Source organism: Burkholderia sp. KBS0801, assembly GCF_005937855.2.
In the GTDB taxonomy this organism is placed as follows: Bacteria; Pseudomonadota; Gammaproteobacteria; order Burkholderiales; family Burkholderiaceae; genus Burkholderia; species Burkholderia ambifaria.
The window spans coordinates 491,961-513,818 of sequence record NZ_CP042178.1; the positions used below are offsets into that span (position 1 = coordinate 491,961).

General features: G+C 66.4%; 13 protein-coding genes. 2 read left to right on the forward strand and 11 right to left on the reverse strand.

Annotated features, from left to right (window positions below; genetic code table 11):
- The first annotated feature begins 305 nt into the window (after window positions 1-305).
- Both FFI87_RS19005 and FFI87_RS19010 read left to right on the forward strand, forming a co-directional pair.
- The gene (locus tag FFI87_RS19005) at window positions 306-1,109 is read left to right on the forward strand and encodes an EAL domain-containing protein (RefSeq protein WP_012366806.1); all 804 of its coding nucleotides are present in this window, start codon (window positions 306-308) and stop codon (window positions 1,107-1,109) included.
- A 62-nt stretch (window positions 1,110-1,171) separates the two neighbouring features.
- Window positions 1,172-1,615: a hypothetical protein gene (locus FFI87_RS19010; protein WP_138849503.1), complete on the forward strand. Its 444-nt coding sequence runs from the start codon at window positions 1,172-1,174 to the stop codon at window positions 1,613-1,615.
- Between the two features lie 192 nt (window positions 1,616-1,807).
- Here the strand turns inward: FFI87_RS19010 and FFI87_RS19015 are convergent, their stop codons facing one another.
- The 11 genes from FFI87_RS19015 to FFI87_RS19070 all read right to left on the reverse strand — a co-directional run bounded on the left by FFI87_RS19015 (window position 1,808) and on the right by FFI87_RS19070 (window position 21,592).
- Window positions 1,808-2,275 (reverse strand): DUF4019 domain-containing protein, encoded by a 468-nt coding sequence (locus FFI87_RS19015; protein WP_012366804.1) that lies wholly within the window; start codon window positions 2,273-2,275, stop codon window positions 1,808-1,810.
- A 32-nt stretch (window positions 2,276-2,307) separates the two neighbouring features.
- A complete protein-coding gene (locus FFI87_RS19020; protein WP_138849502.1) occupies window positions 2,308-3,462 on the reverse strand; it encodes a DUF2827 domain-containing protein in 1,155 nt (384 codons plus the stop codon).
- A gap of 14 nt (window positions 3,463-3,476) precedes the next feature.
- On the reverse strand, window positions 3,477-4,622 hold the full coding sequence (locus FFI87_RS19025; RefSeq protein WP_138849501.1) for a DUF2827 domain-containing protein: 1,146 nt from the start codon (window positions 4,620-4,622) through the stop codon (window positions 3,477-3,479).
- Window positions 4,623-4,981: 359 nt separating this feature from the next.
- Entirely contained in the window at window positions 4,982-5,650 is a 669-nt protein-coding gene (locus FFI87_RS19035; RefSeq protein WP_138849500.1) for an OmpA family protein, read from the reverse strand.
- Between the two features lie 123 nt (window positions 5,651-5,773).
- Complete coding sequence (locus tag FFI87_RS19040) at window positions 5,774-12,889, reverse strand: ESPR-type extended signal peptide-containing protein (RefSeq protein WP_138850229.1); 7,116 nt, start codon at window positions 12,887-12,889, stop codon at window positions 5,774-5,776.
- Window positions 12,890-13,970: 1,081 nt separating this feature from the next.
- Window positions 13,971-14,873 carry a ferritin-like domain-containing protein gene (locus FFI87_RS19045; RefSeq protein WP_138849499.1) on the reverse strand — a complete coding sequence of 301 codons (903 nt, stop codon included), beginning with the start codon at window positions 14,871-14,873 and terminating at the stop codon, window positions 13,971-13,973.
- Between the two features lie 92 nt (window positions 14,874-14,965).
- The gene (locus FFI87_RS19050; RefSeq protein WP_006749916.1) at window positions 14,966-15,184 is read right to left on the reverse strand and encodes a hypothetical protein; all 219 of its coding nucleotides are present in this window, start codon (window positions 15,182-15,184) and stop codon (window positions 14,966-14,968) included.
- Between the two features lie 222 nt (window positions 15,185-15,406).
- Window positions 15,407-16,057 carry an NADPH-dependent FMN reductase gene (locus FFI87_RS19055; RefSeq protein WP_006749915.1) on the reverse strand — a complete coding sequence of 217 codons (651 nt, stop codon included), beginning with the start codon at window positions 16,055-16,057 and terminating at the stop codon, window positions 15,407-15,409.
- A 296-nt stretch (window positions 16,058-16,353) separates the two neighbouring features.
- Entirely contained in the window at window positions 16,354-16,659 is a 306-nt protein-coding gene (locus FFI87_RS19060) for an NIPSNAP family protein (protein ID WP_138849498.1), read from the reverse strand.
- Between the two features lie 215 nt (window positions 16,660-16,874).
- A complete protein-coding gene (locus FFI87_RS19065; RefSeq protein WP_138849497.1) occupies window positions 16,875-18,212 on the reverse strand; it encodes a DUF3999 domain-containing protein in 1,338 nt (445 codons plus the stop codon).
- Window positions 18,209-21,592: a DUF2339 domain-containing protein gene (locus FFI87_RS19070; protein ID WP_138849496.1), complete on the reverse strand. Its 3,384-nt coding sequence runs from the start codon at window positions 21,590-21,592 to the stop codon at window positions 18,209-18,211. The genes FFI87_RS19065 and FFI87_RS19070 overlap by 4 nt, the downstream gene beginning before the upstream one ends.
- Window positions 21,593-21,858 lie beyond the last annotated feature (266 nt).

The window sequence follows — 21,858 nt, forward strand, 5'->3', positions numbered from 1 at the left end:
TTGAAGCGAGACCCTCGATAAATCTATTTTTGCCAAAGGCGTGCGTGTGAGCACGCAATATCGCCGATGGTTTTGTGTGGCCTGCCGCACTGTCGGCGACGTGCATGCATGGTGTATTTTCGGTATTTGAATATCGTTGACAATATCGGATTTGACGGCGCGCCGAAATGAAAAGTACGCTCCCTGAAAAGATCGAAACAAGAGGATGGGCCGGATAGGCGGTGGCGCGTGTCGTGGTCGGCGCGCGCCACATGTATCGAGAGCGCGGGCCGTCATCGGCGGCCCGACAATTGCCGGAGCGCCGGATGAATGCGGTCGAACCTCGCCTGGAGGCGAACAGCGTAGCGAATCGGGACGAAATCGATCTCGTGTTCGGCGCGCCTGACGATCACCCCGACCTTGCGTCGGTACGCAGTTTCGTCGAAAGCCGGCTCGGGTTCGTGCGCGAGCCGGTTTGCCGCGCCGACCTGTCGGGCGGCGTGCTGTATCACGAATGTCTCGCGCGGTTGCGCTGGGGCTCGCGCGACGCGTTGCCGCCGCTCGCGTTCCTGCCGCGCCTCGAGTCGCTCGGGCTGATGCGGTGGTTCGACCGGCTCGTGGTGAGCCGGACGATCGACGCGCTGCGTGCCGATCCGCAGGCCGTGTATGGCTGCAACGTCGCGGCGGCGAGCGCGGCGGTGGACGACGCGTGGCTGGCCATCTTCAGGCGGCTCGAGCGCGAGCCGTCGGTCGCGGCGCGGCTGGTCGTCGAGATCACCGAGACGGGGCCGCTGAACCCCGTCGCGGGCCGTTCGTTCGTGAATCGGTTCCGCCAGGCAGGATGCCGCGTCGCGATCGACGATTTCGGCGTCGGCTTCAGCGCGCTGAACAACCTGGTGGTCGGCAACCCCGATATCGTGAAGCTCGACAAGTCGGTGCTGTCGCTGATCAAGCGCAACGCGATCGGGCGCTACCAGTTTCGCCGGCTGATCGCGTTTGCGCATGAAAGCGCGCGGCACGTCGTCGTCGAAGGCGTGGAGAACGAGATCGATCGGCAGATCATCCTGGATTCCGGCGTCGCGTGGGCGCAGGGCATTCGCTTCACCTGGCGGTCGCCGGCCGCCGCATGACGCAGCGGCGCGGGCGCCGGGCGCAGGTATCGGGTAACGATGGATCGCAAAGGGGCGTGGGCATGGCGGCGACGAACAAGATCGGGCACGGAACGGGCACGCAGGCAGCCGATGCGCGCGAACTCGTCGCGATCGCCGAACTGGCCGACATGGTGTGGCAGCTCGGCGCGGAATCGACCGATACGCCGATCGACGTCGCGCCGTATCTCGACGGCCTGCAGGCCGTCGCGCACCGCATTCACCGGATGAAGCCGCTCGACGCCGACGGTCGCGAACTCGCGGCACGGCACTACTACGCCGGCGTATTTGCGGGCGCTTGCGGCGAGGATTCGGCGATCGCCTGCGGTGTATCGGGCAGCCTCGCGAGGCGCGCCGGCCAGGTCAGCGGCGCCGCACTCCGATGTTTCACGAGGCTCGCGCGGATCGGACGCCGGCATGGCCGCGCGTTTGCCGCATGGCGCGCAGACGGCGGCGTGCAAGCGTCGCGCCCGCTTGACGCTTACTGATCGCAGGCATGCGCTTGCCCGGCAACCGCACCGTCAGTTGTTAACGAAACCTCAGGATTCCCGGCGCGCGTCGCCTATCGTTCGCGACGGTTCGATGAACACGCCCATCATCCGCGACTGCGCAGCGTCGCGCCGCACGATGATCGCAATCGCGACGATGATTGTCATCGCCGGCTTCGGACGCAGTGCAGCTTACGGCGTGAAATCCTGCCCTTGGCGCGGCACATAGCCGGTCAGGTGCCAGCGGCCGTCGTCGTCGAGTCGAAAGCTCAGCTTTTCGTACACGGTCGTGCCGGTCGTGAGCGTCGTCGCGTAGTCGACGTTCGCGTAAAGCCCGTCGGGCGTTGCCGGTGCGTTCGTGTAGCGGATGCGCGTGACCTGCGCCCAGCCGCGATGGCGGACCGTGCCGACCGACTGGCGCGCGCGCTGCATGTCCGCCGCGAACTGGTCCTGCTTGATGCGTGCCTTCACGAACGCGGCGGAATCGGTCCATACCGCGCCGTACTGGCCGGCGTCGAGCTGCTTGAACACCGCGTCGGCGTCGCGCAGCAGTGCGTCGGCCGATTCGCCGCCGGATTGCGCGTGCGCGCCGATCGCGAGCGACGCGGCGGCGCAGCCGATCAGCCATTTCGCGCGGGAGAGAGGGCGGTGTGCGTTCATGTCGGAGTCCGAAGAGGGAAGAGGGCGGCGCGTCATGCGTCGCGATAGAGTGATGCGATCGCGTCGGAATACGCGGCGACGTTGTCGGGGTTGTAGATGCTGACCGAATCGAGCACGTGCTTCGATTGCTCGCGATACGCTTCCAGGTTTGCGTCGTGTTCGTCGAACGCCTGCAGCAGCGCGCGGCCGCCGGCCTGGCAATCGAAGTCCGGATAGAAATACCCGGCCTTGCCGAGGAATGGCGAGTTGTGGATCAGCGGATAGTCGCCGTACAGCAGTTCGTAGTACAGGTAGTTCTGCGCGTTTTCCCACGTGTGTGACACCACCGCGTCGCCGTAGGCCGCCATGAACTCATACACCGCGTAGCGGCTTTCGAACGTCGTGATCCCGTGGTTCACGATGTCGAGGCTCTTCGCGAAGTGGACGAACGTTGCATGTTCCTTCAGGTGCAGCGTGTTGCACACGCGCACGAACTCGAGGAATTCGGGCTTCGCGCGATACGCCTCCTCGGTCACCAGCATCGGGATGATGCTCGTCTTCACCATGCAGATGTTCGGCTCGAACATCGTCACGCGCCAGCGGGGTTTGCCGGGCTGATAACCGAACGACAGGCCGGCGCCGAGCGTCGCACGCGCCTTGTCGAACAGCATCGGATGCCAGATGTGCGGGACGATCGTCACCGGCGCGCGCAGGCCCGTCTGGTAATAGTGCAGGCACGAGCGCTCGAATTCCGGAATCGTCCACACCGCGTCGTACGGCGCGCCCGAGAACAGGAAGCCCGACGGCTTGTCGAACATCGCGCGCTCGATGTCGATCACGTAGTCGTTGCCGACCCGCATCGTGATGACCTTGCCGCCGCGGTCGCGGAACGCGCGCAGGTAATCGGCGCTGAACTGCGCGCTCATTTCGATCAGCACGTCGCAGCGCTGCAGCGCTTCGTCCATCGACAGTAGCGGCACGTCCCATTCGCCGAGCATCAACTGCGGATCGGCGAGCTGTTCGCCGCCGTTCACCATCACGGCCTGAGCGACGTGCGGCGACTGACGCAGCAGCAGGATCAGCAGCAGGCAGTTCTGGAAGATGCCGTTTTCCCACAGCGACTGGCCGGCGCCGCGCACGAACAGCGACACGCCGACGACGAGACGCTTGCCGTCGCCGGGCGCTTGACGGGCATTGGAGTCCGACATGCGTATGCTCCGGTTCAGGCGACCAGGCGCGCGACGAACGCGTCCAGGTTCGCGGGGTTGTCGATTGAGACCGACTGCAGCAGCCGGTCGGCTTTCGCACGATAGTCGTCGAGCCGCTCGTCGTGATGCAGCCATGCATCGCGCAGCGCGTGGCTGCCCGCGACCGAATCGAAGTCCGGGTAGTAATAGCCGGCGTCGCCGAGCAGCGTCGAGTTGTGGATCAGCGGATAGCCGCCGTACAGCACGTCGTAGTACAGATAGTTCTGCGGATTTTCCCAGTGGTGCGACACGACGGCATCCGCATGACGCGCCATGAAGCCGGGCAGGTCGATGCGCGGCTCGAACGTCGCCTTGTGCTGGCGCACGAGGTCGAGACTGTTCGCGAAGTGCACGAAGGTCCGATGCGCCTTCATGTGCATCGCGTTGACGACGAACAGATGCTGCACGGCATCCGGATGCGCGCGGTAGAACTCGTCGCATACGAGCATCGGGTAATGGCAGGACTTCACGACCGAGATGTTCGGCTCGAGCGTGGCGAGATGCCACGGACGGCGGCCGGGCCGATAGCCGAACGTGACGCCTTCGCTCGCCAGCGCGGCGATGCGGCGATCGAGGAAGTACGGCGACCACAGATGCGGAATCGTATGAACCGGCGCGCGCGTGAGCGTGCGCAAGAGCGGCACGTCGATCTTCTGCGACTTCTCGAGCACCCACACTTCGTCGAACTGCGTGCCGTTGAAGATGTGCCCCGATGGTTTGTCGAAGATCGGCGTTTCGGCGAGGCCGCTGTAGGTGTGGCCGACGTAGCACGCGACGAGCTTCGTGCCGAGCGCCTTCACGTGCCTGAGCCATTCGAGCGGCAGTTGTGCGCCCATCTCGATCACGACGTCGAGCTCGTGCGTGACGTCGGCGGGCTTCACGAGCGGCACGTCGAGGCCATCGAGTTCGAGGCCGAGCGGCAGTGCGTTCGCGTCGCCGCCGTTCAGGAAATAGACGGGGCCGACGCGGTCCGAGCGCTTCAGCATCATCGCGAGGTACGCGATGTTCTGGTGAATGCCGTTTTCCCAGATCGCCTGGCCGTCCCGCGCAAACAGCGAGATGCCGACGGCTGGCCGTTGCTTGCGGGTGCCGCGCGAGGCGGCTTGATTGATGTCCGTCACCGGTTGGTTTCCTCTGCGGCGTCGTGCGTTCGGCCGTGGCGTCGAGCGCCTGGCCGCGTAACGGCGCGCCGTGGATTGTCGTGGTTGCGTTCGCGTCGGCGCGCACTCGACAACGAGTCGAGCGACGCGGATCGCGGGGCGGCCGGCGGATTCCGGTGGGTCGTCGCGCGGGACTGGCACGGCGCGCGACGCGGGCGGAACGCCCCGGCAGCTGTCTGCGGCGATTGTGGCACGGAAGTCAGCGGTTTGTGGAGGGGCTGACGAACTTTGACATAGCCGCCGGCGCCTTGATCAAGGGCTGTCGGCGCGGTGGGCGCTGCCGGTCAGGGCCGTCACGTGAGGGCGCGACGGCCGGCGGCTCAGCGTTGCAGCGAGATGTCGACGCGGCGGTTGCTCGCGCGGCCTTCGGCCGTCGCGTTGGACGCGACCGGATCCGCGCTGCCGCGGCCCGAGACCGACACGGTTTGCGCGTTCAGCCCGTGCGCCTTCAGGTAGCCCGCGACGGTTTCCGCGCGGCGCTTCGACAGTGCGAGATTGGCGGCGTCGTTGCCGACCGAATCCGTATGGCCGGTGACCGTGACCTGTGTATACGTACGGTCTTCGCGCTCGCTCAACAACTTGTCGAGCGATGCGCGCGCGGCCGGCGTGAGCGTGGCCAGGCCCGTCGCGAACAGTGCGTCGCCCGCGAGGTTCACGTGTTCGACCGCGGCGGGCGCGGGTGTGGGCTCGGCTGCCGACGCCGCTTCGGCCGGCGCGGCGCCGCACTGGAATACCAGCGTCGCGGGATCCGAGCCGTCGCGCAGCGCGCGGGCCGAGTCGACGGGGCGCACCGGCTGGTCGCCGCAGATCTTGCGGGCGGCCTTCATGCAGGTCTGCGGGCCCGACAGCAGGCCGTGGCAGTCCACCTGGAAAGTACGCACGCCATCGCGCGGCTGCAGTTCGGATGCGCTGAAGGTCGGGCCGGATGCGGTCGAGCACGCGGCGAGAGCCATCGTGGAAAGTGCGAGCGCAAGAGCGAGTTTGTTCACGGTTACGTCCTCAAAGCTTGGGTTGACCGAGGCCCGCCGCGGGTTGCGCGGCGGGCTCGTCGTGCCGTCGCGGCCGCCGCGCGCCGTCGGGCTCGTGAGCCGGCGGCGTGGCGGCGCGACGCGTTACTTCCACTGATACAACATGCCGGCGCCGATCACCTTCTGACCGCCGCTGAAGCCGCCGTTGATCGATGCCTTCAGGTTCTCGGTGATCCGGGCCTGCATGTTGACCGCCATCGCTTTCTGGCCGAGGAAGGTCGATGTGCCCACACCCATCCCGAAGTTGGCGTCGCGATCGAGCTGCGGGATCGACGCCATCGCGCCGACGGCCGCGATACCCTGCTTCGCCATCTGGTCGGTCTGCTGCAGTTGCGAACCCAGCGAGTTGATCTGCGTCTGCTGGCCCGACAGTGCCGTCGACAGCGTCGTCTGCACCTGCGTCAGCTGGTTCACGTTCACCGCGTCGGTGCCTTGCGTGCCCGGCGCGACGTTCGTGATCTGGCGTTGCTGCGTGTCGCTGCCGACCGACACCACGTTCGAACGACCGCCGTCATTCGAATTCGCGCCGATCGCCACCGAGTTCGTGCCGGCGGTGACGGTCGGCCGGTCGTTGCCGGTGCCGTTCATGTCGACCGCGATGCCGTTGTTGCTCAACGAGCGCGTCGTGTTGTTGTTGATCGTCGTCGACAGTTGCGACACCTGATCGCCGAGGTTCGTCACGCCCGTCGACAGCGACGCCACCGTGCTGTTCGTCGTGCTCAGGCCGGTCGACAGCGAGCCGATGCCGGTCGAGGTCGACGTGGACAGCGACGTCAGGTTGCTGTTCGTCGAGCTGAGGCCCGTCGACAGCGAGCTGATCGCCGTCGAGGTCGACGTGGACAGCGACGTCACCGAGCTGTTCGTCGAGCTGAGACCCGTGGACAGCGAGCCGATGCCGGTCGACAGCGACGAGATGTTCGACGCGGTCGACGTGGACAGGCTGCTGACTGCCTGGTTCGTCGCGTTGAGCTGGCTGCCGTTGATCGCGTCCGTGCTGGTGGGCGAGATCCGGCCTGCCGCGACGTTCGTGATCTGGCGTTCCTGCCCCGGCTGGCCGACGCTCACCACGCCCACCGGCGAGCTGCCCGCGAAGAGGTACGAGACGCCGCCGATCGTGGCGCTCGAGGTGCCGACTGCCGCGCTCGTGACCGAGTTCGCGCCGAGAGCGATCGAGTTCGAGACGTTCGCCGTGGCGTTCGTGCCGAAGGCGAGCGCATCCGCCGCGGTGGCCGATGCTCCCGAGCCATAGGCCTGGGCACCGATGGCGCTTGCGACTGCCGTGTTGCCGAGCGCGATCGTGTTGTCCGCTGTGGCCTGGCTCGAGCTGCCGAGGGCGAGCGCGCTGTTGCCGGTTGCGGTGTTCGCGTTGCCGAGCGCCACTGCGCCGCTGCCGGTCGCCGTGTCGTTCGCGCCCATTGCCACTGCGCCGGTGCCCGTTGCGACGCTCGGGTCGCCGATCGCGACCGCGCCGTCGCCACTCGCGGTGTTGCCGGAGCCGATCGACACCGCCTTGCCGCCGGTCGCCGACGCGTTCTGGCCGATCGCGACTGCACCCGCCGACTGCGCGTTCGAGCCGTCGCCGACCGCGACGCTGCTGGTGCCTGCGGCGCTGGCGTTCACGCCGGCTGCGAGCGAGTTGATGCCCGTTGCGCCGTCGTTGGCGTAGTTGGTTTGCTGTGTGCCGTTGTCGTTGACGCTGTAGTAGTGCGTCTTCGCGGCGTCGATCGCGGTCGACGTCGATGTCGACAGCGACGTAATCGAGCTGGTGGCCGTCGACAGACCCGTCGACGTGGAGGTCGACAGCGATGTTACCGTGCTGTCGGTCGAGCTCAGGCCGGTGGACAGCGAACCGATCGAGCTGGTTGCGGACGACAGGCCGGTCGAGGTCGAGGTTGACAGCGAGCTGATCGAGCTGGTGGCCGATGAGAGGCCCGTCGACGTCGAGGTCGACAGCGATGCGACCGAGCTGTTCGTGGAGCTCAGGCCCGTCGACAGGGAGTTGATCCCGGTGGAGGTCGACGTGGACAACGACGTGAGCGAGCTGTTGGTCGAGCTGAGGCCAGTGGACAGCGAACCGATCGAGCTGGTGGCGGACGAAAGGCCGGTCGAGGTTGATGTCGACAGTGAGCTGATCGAGCTGGTGGCCGATGAGAGGCCCGTCGACGTGGAGGTCGAGAGCGACGTTACCGTGCTGTCGGTCGAGCTGAGGCCAGTGGACAGCGAGCTGATCGAGCTGGTCGCCGACGAGAGGCCGGTCGACGTTGAGGTCGAGAGCGAAGCCACGGAGCTGTCGGTCGCACTCAGGCCCGTCGACAGCGAATTGATGCCCGTCGAGGTCGACGTGGACAGCGAGCCGATCGAGCTTGTGGCCGACGACAGGCCCGTCGACGTGGAAGTCGAGAGCGAAGCCACGGAGCTGTCGGTCGCACTGAGGCCCGTCGACAGCGAGTTGATGCCCGTCGAGGTCGACGTGGACAGCGAGCCGATCGAGCTTGTGGCCGACGACAGGCCCGTCGACGTGGAAGTCGAGAGCGAAGCGACCGAGCTGTTGGTCGAGCTGAGGCCCGTGGACAACGAGTTGATGCCGGTAGAAGTCGACGTGGACAGCGAACCGATCGAGCTCGTCGCCGACGAGAGGCCGGTCGACGTTGAGGTCGAGAGCGAAGCCACGGAGCTGTCGGTCGCACTCAGGCCCGTCGACAGCGAATTGATGCCCGTCGAGGTCGACGTGGACAGCGAGCCGATCGAGCTGGTGGCCGACGACAGGCCCGTCGACGTGGAAGTCGAGAGCGAAGCAACCGAACTATCGGTCGAGCTCAGGCCAGTGGACAAGGAGTTGATACCCGTCGAAGTCGAGGTGGACAGCGAACCGATCGAGCTGGTTGCCGACGACAGGCCCGTCGACGTGGAGGTCGACAGCGAAGCGACGGAGCTGTCGGTCGCGCTGAGGCCAGTGGACAGGGAGTTGATGCCGGTTGAAGTCGAGGTGGACAGCGAACCGATCGAGCTGGTTGCCGACGAGAGGCCCGTCGACGTGGAAGTCGACAGCGAAGCGACGGAGCTGTCGGTCGCGCTGAGGCCAGTGGACAGGGAGTTGATGCCGGTCGAAGTCGACGTAGACAGCGAACCGATCGAGCTCGTCGCCGACGACAGGCCGGTCGACGTGGAAGTCGACAGCGAAGCGACGGAGCTGTCGGTCGAGCTAAGACCCGTGGACAGCGAGTTGATACCCGTCGAGGTCGACGTAGACAGCGAACCGATCGAGCTGGTGGCCGACGACAGCCCGGTCGACGTGGAAGTCGACAGCGAAGCGACCGAGCTGCCGGTGGAGCTCAGGCCAGTCGACAACGAGTTGATGCCGGTAGAAGTCGACGTTGACAGCGAACCGATCGAGCTGGTTGCCGACGACAGCCCGGTCGACGTGGAGGTCGACAGCGAAGCAACCGAGCTGTCGGTTGAGCTGAGGCCCGTGGACAGCGAGTTGATACCCGTCGAGGTCGACGTAGACAGCGAACCGATCGAGCTGGTGGCCGACGACAGACCCGTCGATGTGGAAGTAGACAGTGACGTAACCGAGCTGTTGGTCGAGCTCAGACCCGTGGACAGCGAACCGATCGAGCTCGTCGCCGACGAGAGGCCGGTCGACGTGGAGGTCGACAACGAAGCGACGGAGCTGTCGGTCGAGCTGAGGCCGGTGGACAGCGAGCTGATACCGGTCGAAGTCGACGTGGACAGCGAACCGATTGAGCTGGTTGCCGACGACAGACCCGTCGACGTGGAAGTCGACAGCGAAGCCACCGAGCTATCGGTCGAGCTCAAGCCAGTGGACAAGGAGTTGATACCCGTCGAGGTCGACGTAGACAGCGAACCGATCGAACTGGTTGCCGACGACAGACCCGTCGACGTGGAAGTCGAAAGCGAAGCCACCGAGCTATCGGTCGAGCTGAGGCCCGTGGACAGCGAGTTGATACCCGTCGAGGTTGACGTAGACAGCGAACCGATCGAGCTATTCGCCGACGAGAGGCCGGTCGACGTCGAGGTCGACAACGAAGTGACCGAGCTATCCGTGGAGCTCAGACCCGTCGACAACGAGTTGATGCCCGTCGAGGTCGAGGTGGAGAGCGACGTGATCGAGCTATTCGCCGACGAGAGGCCGGTGGACGTCGAGGTCGACAACGAAGTGACCGAGCTATCCGTGGAGCTCAGACCCGTGGACAACGAGTTGATACCCGTCGAAGTCGAAGTGGACAGCGACGTGATCGAGCTATTTGCCGACGAGAGACCGGTCGACGTGGACGACGAGAGCGAGGTAACCGAGCTGTTAGTCGAGCTGAGGCCTGTCGACAACGAAGTGATGCCGGTCGACAGCGACGAGATTGCGTTGCTGGACGACGACACTGTCGTCGACAGCGAATTCACCGCCGAATTGGTCGCGAAGAGCTGGGAGCCGTTGATCGCGTCGGTGCTGGTCGCCGTGATTTGACCTGCCGCGACATTGGTGATCTGACGCGTGGTGCCCGTGCTCGCGTCGCCGACGCTCACGACGCTGGTCGGATTGCCGCCCGCGAACGTGCTCGTCACGCCGCCGACGGTACCGGTCGGCGTTGCGTTCGGGGTGCCGGTGACGGAGCCGCTGCCGAGCGCGACGTCGCCGCTGTTGTTGGCGATGGCGTTCGGACCGATCGCGACGGAGTCGGTGCCGAGCGCTTGGCTGTCCGTGCCCGTCGAATTCGCGTGGAAGTACTTGATGCCCTGATTGTTGATGCTGTCGATCGCCGAGCCGACGCTGTTGGCGGTCGACGTCGTACCGTTCGCGTTGTACGTGGTGTACGACGGAGCGGAAACCGAGCCGGTCGCCGGGTTGTAGCTTGCGCCGCCGCCGAGGGCTGCTGCAGTGCTGTTGCCGAGATTGTCGGTTTTGGTCGTGACCGTGCTGAGGCCGGTGGACAGCGAACCGATCGAGCTGTTTGCCGACGAGAGGCCGGTCGAGGTGGAGGTCGACAGCGAAACGACGGAGCTGTTGGTGGAGCTCAGGCCCGTGGACAAGGAATTGATGCCGGTCGAGGTGGAAGTCGACAGTGAAGAAACGGAGCTGTTTGTCGAACTGAGACCTGTCGAAGTGGAAGTCGAGAGCGAGCCGATCGAACTGTTTGTCGACGAAAGACCCGTCGAGGTCGACGACGAGAGCGAAGTAACGGAGCTGTTGGTCGAGCTCAGACCGGTCGAGAGCGAGCCGATCGAGCTATTAGCCGACGAGAGTCCGGTCGACGTGGACGACGAAAGCGACGTAACCGAGCTATTGGTCGAGCTGAGGCCGGTCGAGAGCGAGTTGATGCCTGTCGAGGTCGACGTGGAGAGCGAGCCGATCGAGCTATTAGCCGACGAGAGTCCGGTGGACGTGGACGACGAGAGCGACGTAACCGAGCTACTGGTGGAGCTGAGGCCGGTCGACAGCGAGTTGATGCCGGTCGAGGTCGACGTGGAGAGCGAGCCGATCGAGCTATTAGCCGACGAGAGTCCGGTGGACGTGGACGACGAGAGCGACGTAACCGAGCTGTTGGTGGAGCTGAGGCCGGTCGACAGCGAGTTGATGCCGGTCGAGGTCGACGTGGAGAGCGAGCCGATCGAGCTATTAGCCGACGAGAGACCGGTCGACGTGGACGACGAAAGCGACGTAACTGAGCTATTGGTCGAGCTCAGACCTGTGGACAACGAGTTGATGCCGGTCGAAGTTGAGGTCGAGAGCGAACCGATCGAGCTGCTAGCCGACGACAACCCAGTCGACGTGGACGACGAAAGCGACGTAACCGAACTATTGGTCGAGCTCAGACCTGTAGACAACGAGTTAATACCAGTCGAAGTAGAAGTCGACAGGCTCGTGATGCTCGACGTCGTGGTGCTTGCCACGGCGAAGAGCTGGCTGCCGTTGATCGCGTCGGTGCTCGTCGCGCTGACGAGGCCCGCCGCGACGTTCTGGATCCGGCGTTCCGCATTCGGCTGACCGACGCTGACGACGCCGCCTGCCGAGCCCGCGCCAGCGTAGTTGCCGAACGTCTGGCCACCGATCGTTGTGTTGCTGACGGTCGTCGTGCCGCCCGTCGTCGCCGATGCGGCGCTGGTCGTCACCGAACCGCCGCCGAGGGCGACCGAATTCGCGACGTTCGCGGTCGCGGCGTTGCCGATGGCAACCGAGCTGTTGGTCGCCGTGCTGCTGTTGCCCAGCGCGACGGCACCCGTGCCGCTCGCCGAGTTGCCATTGCCGAGCGCGAGGGCGCCCGAACCGCTCGACGTGTTGTTCGCGCCGATCGCCAGTGCGCCCGTGCCGGTCGCGCTGTTCGGATCGCCGATCGCAACGGCGCCGTCGCCGCTTGCAACCTGGCCTCTGCCGATAGCGACCGCGCCGCCGGTAGCCGTGGCGCTGTTCGCGGTGGTGCCGGACGAACCGATCGCCACGTTCTGGCCCGTCGCGCCCGAGATGACGCCGTCGCCTTGTGCGATGCCATACGCCCCATTGACGGTCGCGCCGCGGCCGATTGCGATACCCGACGTGGCGGTCGATGCGACGGACGACTGTCCGCCGATCGCGATGCCGTCCGCGGCGGCCGACTGCGCGCCCTTCGTTGCGTTGCTGCCGATTGCGATCGAGCCTGCGCCCGACGCGAGCGTCGAGTTTGCCTGCGAGAGCGGCGTCGTACCGTTGCCGCCCGCGCCGCCGATCGCAACCGAGTTCAGCGCGCTCGCCGTCGAGCCGAAGCCGAGGGCGGTCGCACCGGTGCCGCTGGCGGTGGTTTCGAGGCCGGCCGCGACGCCCCACAGGCCCGCCGACGACTGCATGCCGGTGGCGACCGCGCCGTTGCCGGTCGCCTGTGCGAACGAGCCATAAACCGTGACGCCGGTCCAGCCGTTGCCGTTGGAGTTACACCCGGCCACGACCGAATACGTGCCGGAGCCATCGCCGGCCTGGTTTTGCGTGCCGCCCGGGTTCACGCGGCCGACCGCGCTGTTGCTGCCCGTAAAGCAGGTCTGCTGTGTGTTGAGCGTATTGGCTTCGGCGAAGCCGGGCAGCCCGATCGTCAGTGCCGCGACGGCGGCGACCACAACGGCCGACTTGTTCGGCTTACCCCGTGCCGAATCGTGTTCGGATGCCGCGACCCAGGCGCCAAGAGCTTCGTTCCAGATCGAGCGGTATGTGCGGTTCATTCCCTGCTACCTCCAAATAATCACGCCACACACCGGTTTCTTTCGTTAGATGAATATGCCGTGCGATCGCGCGAGATCTCAAAATTGATGGGCGGAGTTTATTTGAGGTGATATTTGGAGATTGACAAACAGTGAAAAATGGGGCGTTTGAAAAGTTAAAAGATAGTTAATGGATCGTGTTTTGATGTATTGCAAAGTAATGTATTTGAAAGTTCTTGGAATGCTTTGTGCATGACTGTTGCCGAATCCGGCGAATATGAAATATCGTATAAAAATCAACAGGATAGGAGTGATTCGTGCGGCAGGTAACACTTCGTCCGAGTCAATGTGTAACAAGAATGAAACCGCAAACGTTTGCGATTGAGGTAATTATTTCTGGTTTGTAATGTTGTGATGAATGCTAACTCGCGTGCATCTTTGTGGCTTATTAATTTATTAATTCAAGGTTTTGTTTTGATTTTAAATTGCATTAATTCAGTATCTTTAAATTCGGGAAAACATAAAAACAGGGGCCTGCGCATATGCTGATTTGCGCATCGCTCCGGCCGCGCGGGCCCGTGGGACGGGCATTCCACGGCGGTCGGTGTCACAAAGTTGTAAAAAAGTGCTACGGACACCCGGCGCCCGGTAATTGAAACGTCGTTTCGAATTTGTTCTATTGAGGGGCCGATTGGACGGGTGTCAGATTGCTCATCCAGGGGGCTTGGAACCGCAGTCGTTGGATGACGAGATTCAGCGAGCGGGAAATGTCGGATCGTCGCCACAACGACTTGATCCTGCGTCCGGGGAAGGCGTCCCGCGGGAGGAGAGGTGACGTGCAAACGCGTCCGATGCGCGCCGACACGCGGGACGGCGCGAGGTGGCCAACGTCACGTCGCGCGTGGCGCAACGAATCCGGACCACCGGCTGTTCATTTTCGTCCATAGGGGGAAGCAGGCGCGCGGCCGGCAACCGCGACCCGGCGAGTCGGATTGCACCGCCCGGTCTGGCCGCCGCGGCACACCGTGCAGGAGAAAGCGCCGGCAGGCGACCGCGCGCGCCGATCCGCGCCGCCAGCAACCCGCCGCCGTGCGCCGCGGCGTTACTTCCGCAGAAACCGCAGCGCGAGGCGCGCCATGCGCGGGACGAACATCGGGCGCAGCAGTCGCTTGTCGTACCCGGCCATCCGCCGGTCGTTCTCGCTCAGGCACAGCTCGATCAACTCGCGCGGGTTCAGCGTTTCGCCGATGTCGGCGGTGCCCGTCGCCGGGAAGTTCGCATCGCGCGCGACGCCGTCGGCGTCGATCCCGCGTGCGATGCCGATGCGGTCGCGGACCAGATGCACCCACACGGCCGCGACGCGCGTGAAGAACCACGGCCGGCGCCACCACGGCAAATTGCGCCAGTACCACGCGTACCAGTTCACGAAGAACAGGATGTGGCGACCTTCTTCCTGGATCACGGGCTCGAAGGTGTCGACGAGTTCGGGGGGAAAATAACCGGAGCGCTGCGCGGAGCGGAACAGGCCGAACGCGAAGAAGCTGTCGATGCATTCGCTGAAGCCCGTCATCATCCATGACCACTCGGGATCCTTCGGCGCCGGGTAGGGCGGCTCCGGCGCGAGCCGGATGCCGTATGCCTCGACGAGCTTCGACAGCACGACCTTGTGCCGTGCCTCCTCGCCGCCGTCCATCTCGAGCGCGCGGCGCAGCAGCGGATCGTCGACCGTCGCGGCGTAGGTCGCCACGCGGATCGACGCGCGGCCCTCGGTTTGGACGGCGATGTCCCAGATCGGCAGCGATGTGAGCCGCTTCAGTTCGTCGGGCTTGAGCGGGGGCCAGTCGATGACGGCCGGTTTGTATGGGTTGTGTGTATCGAGCAGCATGTGGCAGAACATCTGCCGGTGCGCATCGGAACCGATCCTGACCGGACCTTGACGCTCGAAGGTCCAGTTGCGCATGGCGTAATCTGCCGCTACATGCTCGTCCTGCAGCGTGTCGGACATGGCTGTTGTTATGCGATTACAAGACGAAAGATTCTTGCATAGCTTCCGTCATCGCGTATTTTCGTGCGAACCCTCGCTGCGGGGCGCTGCGTTCAGGCCTGCGTGTCGACCCAGAGGCGTCCCCAGCGGGACGCATATGCGAGCGCGTGTTCCTCTTCGAAGAAGAAATCGATCGCGTCGAACGACACGGCGCGCGGCGACGGGCCGCCGCTTGCCTTCTCGATCGTCAGGTTCGCGGCGAACAGCCCGTTCGGCAGCCGGGCGGCGGCGGGGGCGACTTCGTAACCCTTGTAGCGGATCGTGCGGTTCATGGCGTACGCAGGGAGGATTCGGGCTTTCAGCGTACGAAAACCCGCCGCCCGCGTGAACCAATCTTTCGGCCAATGCAAATCACGTGGCGGGCCGAATCATTATCGGGGCGGTGGAGTCGGCACGGAGCAGGGGCGCCGGCGCGGTACGGCCGGCGCTTCGGATGCGCATCGCCCGCGCGCGGCGAACGTTGTCGGCCGGGCGCGGCCGGCGGGAGACTGCGGTCAGTGATTGGCGATCTTCAGCACGGGGGCGAGCACGTCGACCGATGCGGCATGCGAGGCTGCGCGATGCGACGCGAACGCGAGCGCGAATTCCGCTGCTTGCGAGCCGACGGTCTCGAGCTGTGCGACGACCTTCGGATCCGAGCAACTGTCGGCGCTGTCGAAGCGCGTTTCAAGCGTGTTGACGGTCGCGCCGAACGGCGTCGGCCAGCCGCGCAGCGCATGGACGATCGAACGCAGCGACGTCAGCACGGTGCCGGCGGCCTGCCAGCCGTAGGCGGTGACGATCAGGCCGACCGCGCGGCCGTCGAGATACGGGCGCTCGTCGGCGCGCAGTTCCTCGAGCGTGTCGAGCGCGTTCTTGACGAGGCCGGACACGCCGCCGTGATAGCCGGGCGTCGCGATGACGATCGCATCGGCTTCGCGCACGGTGTCGATCAGCTCGCGCTGCGCGTCGGTCAGCGTTTTGTGTTCGGGGGCGTAGTGCGGCAGCGTATGCAGGAACGGGCCGTCGAACAGGCGCGTGCGTGCGCCGGCGGCTTGTGCGCCGCGCAGCGCGAACGACAGCGCGCGCTCGGTCGACGACGCGGCCCGGGTGGTGCCGCCGATGCCGACCACGAACGGGCGGCGGTGTTGATCGAATGCAGTCAAGGGGCGCTCCTTGGGATGGCTTGCCCGGCTAAGCACAGGCTTAAAACCAGATGGTAACGACCCCGCCGCCACTCTGAAAACGACTTTTCGTTCTATCGATATGCGTTGCACGCGGGTCGAGCGTGCGCGCGGCGACGCAGATGGATAGCAGAAATGCTTGGTTGGGACGGCGTGCGGCTCTCGATAAGATGGGCCCGTCTCCTCCATGATGTCTCTACTGACATGGGTTGGCCCCGCCGCGCGGATGCTGGCGGGGCTTTTTTTCGTCTGCCGCCGGAAAGGGGGCGCGATGCATGTTACTCGAACACCGGCCGGAAGAAGCTGCGCTCGTAGCTGACGATGCAGCGCGTTTCCTCCGCGTAGCGGAACGCGGCCTGGCAGGCCGGATCGTCCTTCGAGCGTTCGCGGTAGCGCTCGTACTCGGCGAGGCTCGGGAACGAGAACATCGCGAGCGCGATGTTGCTCGCGCCTTCGGATGGCAGGAAGTAGCCGTGATGCGTGCCGCCGAATTGCTCGACGAGCGGAATCCACATCTTGCCGTAGGTTTCGAACTGCTCGAGCTTGTACGGATCGATGACGTAGCGAAGGAAGCAGGTGACCATGAGCGCGCTCGGTACGGTGGGGGAGCAGCGAGTCTGGATGGAGTCGTCGCACGTGTCAACGACGCACGCGCGACATTGCTTGCGCGAACAACGATCGGCGTTCGTTCATGCGTTCTCGACGCGACGACCGTACGCGATCGCGCGTTGCGATTGTCGATAAAACCAGGCACGTGCGGTAGATAGCGCATCGAGAAGGACACGAATGCGTGTCGAGATTACTGGTCGCGGCCGCCTTTCGCGAGGCGCCATGCGATCGTACCGAGCACGCCGACAGCGACGACCAGCGCGCCCCACAGCACGTAACGGCGCGTCGCATCCGTATCGGCGGCCAGCTCAGACTCGACCGCCGGGGCCGGCAACGCCGCGCCGACGCGCGCGGGCCGTACTTCCGGCGCCATGCCGACCAGCAGCGCATCGCGGCTCACGGCCGACGACGGCAGCGACGCATTGCCGACGCGGAGCGTAAACGGCGGCGTGCCGCGCGCGACGAAGGTCAGTGCGGCCGGGTGCCAGCCGACCGCGACGGCCGGCTGACCGCCGCCGAGGCCGCCGTTGCGCATGTCGACGACGATCCGCCACGCGCGATCCGGATTCGGCGCGAACGCCAGCGGCGGGTTGCGCTGTTCGGCGCCTTTGCCCTGCAGCCGGAACAGCACGCCGCCGGCGACGTCGCGCCACGGCGCCTGTGCGTCCGGGCGACTCTGCAACGTTGCGCGCGCAACCGTATTCGGCTGCGGCAGGTCGATGCGCACGCGGTCGACCGGATACGCGCCGTCGGTGTCGAACAGATACTCGCCGGGCGCGCCGCCGGCCCGCACATGCACGGCGTCGCGCCATTGGCGCGGCACGGCCGCGGCGTCCGCGGTGCGTGCATCGTGCGGTTGCGTTTCGATCTCGATCGACCCGATCGCGGGCGCACCGTCGAGCCAGTCGAGCCGCAGGTAGCGCGACCCCGCGCCTTCCAGCGCGATGCGCTCCTGCACCAGCATGTCGTCGCCGCGGCCGACCTTCAGCAGTTGCGTGCTGCCGAGCGAGCGCCAGCTGCGCAGGTCGTCGCTCGCTTCGACGGCGACGCGTCCCTGATAGCTGTCGTCGCTCACGTGCACGAGCACCGCGTCGACCTCGCCGTCGGCATGCGATAGGTCGACGAGATCCGCCGCGTGCTTTACGCGGGCCTGTGCGGTAACGGCCGCGCGCAGCGAGCCGTCCGGCCCGACCGACACGCCGAGCGGCGCGCTGCCGTCGTCGGTGCGGGACGGCGGCAGCGGGAACCAGTGCACTGGCGTGCGCGACGGCGGCACGGCCGCCGCCGCGGGGGCATCGAGCGAATACGGCACGGGCTCGCCGGCGCCGTTGAAGATGCGCACGTCGCCGAGATCGTCGCGCCGGCTCGCCGCGTACACGGCTTGCGGCACGGTGAGCTGGTAATACGCGGCGCTGCCGTCGAGATCGAGCGCGAAGCGTCGGGCGACGTGTTCGGCGCCCGGCGTGGCGTCGGCCGCCGCGAACGACGTCAGCAGGCTCAGTCCGAGCAGGGCTGCGATTCGCTTCATCGTGCGTCGTCCGGTTGGAGCGCGGCCTTCGGCGGCAGCGGCGAGAAATAGCCGATCAACAGCAGCAGCACGCCGATGCCGATGAACGACACGATGCGCTCGATGCCGGTCACGTGCGACAGGTCGAACAGGAACAGCTTGATCACCGTGAGCGCGAGCAGCGCGGCGCCGACGAACCACAGCGGACGCAGCCCGCGGCGCGTGGCCCAGATCGTGATCGCGAGGGCGCAGAGCGTCCAGTACACGGACACCGAAGCCTGAACGAGCGTCGATTCGGCCATCGCGCCGAATTCGTACGGCACGCCGGCCCAGTGATGCAAGGTGCGCAGCAGGATCGCGTTCAGCCACAGGAATGCGGTCGCGCCCGCTCCGCTCAGCAGCTCGACGCGATAGTTATCGAACGACCAGCCAAGCTTGCGCGCGCGCACGAACCACGACGCGGCGAGCGCATAGACCACCACGAGCACGAGATCGAGCGGATTGAGCAGCGGGATGCGCGCCCAGCTACCGCCGTCCTGCGTGAAGTTCGCATAGAAGGTCCAGACCCACATCACGACGATCAGCGGCAGCGACGCGAGCGCGCACACGCGCGCGATGCCGTCACGGCGCGTGAGCCACATGCCGGCGAACGCGAACAGGCTCCAGCCGACCATGAACACCTGCTGGATGCCGAACGACGACAGCACGGTATCGATGTCGTAGGCCAGGTGGAAACGGTGATGCAGCGTGCGCAGCAGCAGCGCGTTGAACCACAGGAACACGGTCGCGAGCGCCGCGAGGTCGGCCGCAAGCGGATGCCACGTGATGCCGAGCGTCTTCAATCGCCGCAGCCAGGTGGCGAACGCGACGAAGATCAGCAGTTGCGCGACGTCGAGCGGATTGAGCAGCGGCAGCCAGAAGAGCGGCGACGCGTCGCCGTCGCTCGTCACGCTGGCGATGCTCCACAACCCCAGCAGCGCGGCGAGCGGCGCGGCACCCCATACCTGGTACGCACGCGGGAACGCGGCAACCGGCCAGCGCAGGCGCGAGCCGGGGCCCGCCACCAGCAGGAGCAGCGCGCCGAAGCCATAGGCCCACGCGCTCCAGCTCCATGCGCCTTCGGGTACGTACGCGCGCAGGCGCCAGAAGCCTTCGAGCGAGAACAGCCCGCACAACGTCCAGAACATCAGCGTGTGCAGCGGCGCGAGCACGGGGGCGGGGATGGCTGCCACGGCCGACCTGTCCGTCTCCGCTGCTGCGCCCGCGGCCGTCGTGCCGCGCGACTGACGCAGCAGCAGCGCATAGCACGCGACGACGGCGATCGGCCACGCGAACGCGCCCATGCCCGACAGCGGCGCCTCGTGCGAATCGAACGCGCGCCATGCGAGCAGCGCGAGCACCGGCGTCAGCGCGAGCGCCGGCCATTCGGCGATCGGCCACGCGAGTTTGCGGCGCGCGACGTGTGCGAGCCACGCGGTGCCGGCCGCGAACAGCGCGGTGGCGTCGACGACGAAGCGGTCCGCATGCAGATCGACGTGACGGCTCGCGTAGACGAGGATTTCGTGCAGCCCGCCGCCGACCCACCACAGCAGCCCCCACGCCGCGGCCGCGGCGCCGACTTCCGGCATCCATGCGTGCCACGCGCGCGCTTCGTCGCGCCCGTGCAGCCACCAGCCGGTGAACAGGCCGGCGAGCGCGATCAGCAGCATCGCGATGGTCGGGCCGTTGAGCACGGGCAGTGCGGTGGTGTCGGCCGGCCCGAGCAGGCTCGTGAAGAATGCGCCGGCCGCGGCCACCTGCATCAGCAGCCCGAAGCCGAACCGCAGCAGGCGTTTCTCGCGCACGCCGAGCCAGACGACGGCCGCGCCCTCGATCGCCCATGCGGCGCTGGTCGTCGGGCCCGAGAACGCGAGCGGCACCGCGAGCGTCGCGAAGATCACCGCGAGCGCGAGCGTGGATTCGAACAGCAGCGCGAGGCGCTCGCGGCGCCGCGCGAGCCACGCGGCGAGCGCGACGTAGAACGCCGACAGCGCGACGGCGCTCCACGCGAGCCCGAACGGAATGTCCTTCACGAGCGCCGCCTGCAGCGCGGTCGCGACGATCGGCGTGCCGAACACGAGCGTGCCGTCCACGTAGTGCCGCAACGCCAGCTCGCGTTTCACCGCATACAGCAGCGCGATGCCGACATACATCAGGAAGAACAGGATCAGGAACGGCTCGGTGCTCGCGAACAGCGCGGGGCGGTAGGCCGTCACGCCCCACGCCGACCCGATCGTGAACGTGAACACGAAGCCGAGCAGGTTCAGCGGACGCCAGGCCTTGAACCACGCGATCGCGAAGATGCCTGCATTCAGTAATGCGTAGTAGCTGAACAGCGCGACATGGTTGCCCTGGCCCGTCGACAGCAGCACCGGCGCGAGAAAACCGCCCGCGCTGCCCATGAACGCGAGCGGCAGCGCGTTCTGCTTCACCGCGAGGAACGCGCTCAGCGCGCACACCGCGACCATCAGCGGGAACGCGGCGCCGACGGGCAGCAGCGCGTAGAGCTTGGTCGCGGCGAAGATCGTCAGGTACAGGATGCCGATGCCGCCTCCCTGCAGAACGAGGCCGTACGCGGCGCGGCGCGCACGCACGCGCCAGCCGACCGCGAGCAGCGCGGCCGCGGCGAGCGCCGTGCCGGCGAGACGGAATTCGATCGGCAGCATGCTGTTGTCGGCCGCGTACTTGAGCAGGAACGCGACGCCGAAGAACAGCACGATGATCCCGACGCGCACGACCGTGTTGCCGCCGAGGAGCCAGTCGCGCGCGGCGCGGAATGCGCGGTCGGCGATGCCGGGTTCGCGGGGCGGGGGCGGAGCGGGCGGGATCGGGCGGGCTGCGGCTGCGGGTGCATTCGTCGGTGCACCGGCGGCGGCCGGCGCGTCGCTCGTCCGCGCGGCGATTGCCGGTGTGGGAATCGGTGCGGGAGTCGGCATGGACGTCGACGCTGGCGTGCCGGCGCTCGCGACGGCGGGCCGCACGGAGGGCCGCGGCGGAAGCGGGGCTGGCGGCGGGATGGTGGCGGGTGTGGCGCTGCCGGTCGCGGCGGCACCGGCTTTCGCGCCGGCGAGCTGGCCGCGCAGCGACGCGACTTCGCGCGTCAGCGTCTCGACCGTCGCTTCGAGGCGCGCGACGCGATCGGCGAGCAGAACGGGTGGGGATTGCGGGGTTGCAGGCGGTGCGGACATCGCGGACGCGCCGGGCGGCGTGTCACCGTCGTTGCGCCTGCGTTGCCGCAGCGCGTGGCCGATGCAGAACCCGGCCGCCGCACCCAGCAGCGTGCCGTTGGCGACCGAGAAATCCCCGAATAATGCGGCGATACCACCCGCGATGAAGCCGATTGCGGCAAAGGCCCAATTCATCGCCTTGCTCCCTCTCTCATTTCGTTATCGTCCTTCGATCATCGCGCGGCCTGATCGAGGCTGTTTCGGTATGGCCGGCAGGCGAACCGGCACGCGCGCGCCATCGGCGTACCATCAGTAAAAGGCCTGCGGCAACGTCGCGATCAGCGTGTTTGCGGGGAATGTATCACAGCGCTCGTCGCGGATTTTCAGGGTTGGCGCGGTATCACGGCGTGCGCCGTTCGGTGTCGCCGCGCGGCCTTTTGCACGGTCATGCTTTTTCGGGT

Bases quoted from the DNA above. Each gene is read 5' to 3' on its own strand.
- FFI87_RS19060 (WP_138849498.1), bottom strand. From the start codon at position 16,659: ATGGTCACCTGCTTCCTTCGCTACGTCATCGATCCGTACAAGCTCGAG.
- FFI87_RS19050 (WP_006749916.1), bottom strand. From the start codon at position 15,184: ATGAACCGCACGATCCGCTACAAGGGTTACGAAGTCGCCCCCGCCGCC.
- FFI87_RS19010 (WP_138849503.1), top strand. From the start codon at position 1,172: ATGGCGGCGACGAACAAGATCGGGCACGGAACGGGCACGCAGGCAGCC.
- FFI87_RS19070 (WP_138849496.1), bottom strand. From the start codon at position 21,592: ATGAATTGGGCCTTTGCCGCAATCGGCTTCATCGCGGGTGGTATCGCC.
- FFI87_RS19020 (WP_138849502.1), bottom strand. From the start codon at position 3,462: ATGTCGGACTCCAATGCCCGTCAAGCGCCCGGCGACGGCAAGCGTCTC.
- FFI87_RS19065 (WP_138849497.1), bottom strand. From the start codon at position 18,212: ATGAAGCGAATCGCAGCCCTGCTCGGACTGAGCCTGCTGACGTCGTTC.
- FFI87_RS19045 (WP_138849499.1), bottom strand. From the start codon at position 14,873: ATGTCCGACACGCTGCAGGACGAGCATGTAGCGGCAGATTACGCCATG.
- FFI87_RS19005 (WP_012366806.1), top strand. From the start codon at position 306: ATGAATGCGGTCGAACCTCGCCTGGAGGCGAACAGCGTAGCGAATCGG.
- FFI87_RS19015 (WP_012366804.1), bottom strand. From the start codon at position 2,275: ATGAACGCACACCGCCCTCTCTCCCGCGCGAAATGGCTGATCGGCTGC.
- FFI87_RS19040 (WP_138850229.1), bottom strand. From the start codon at position 12,889: ATGAACCGCACATACCGCTCGATCTGGAACGAAGCTCTTGGCGCCTGG.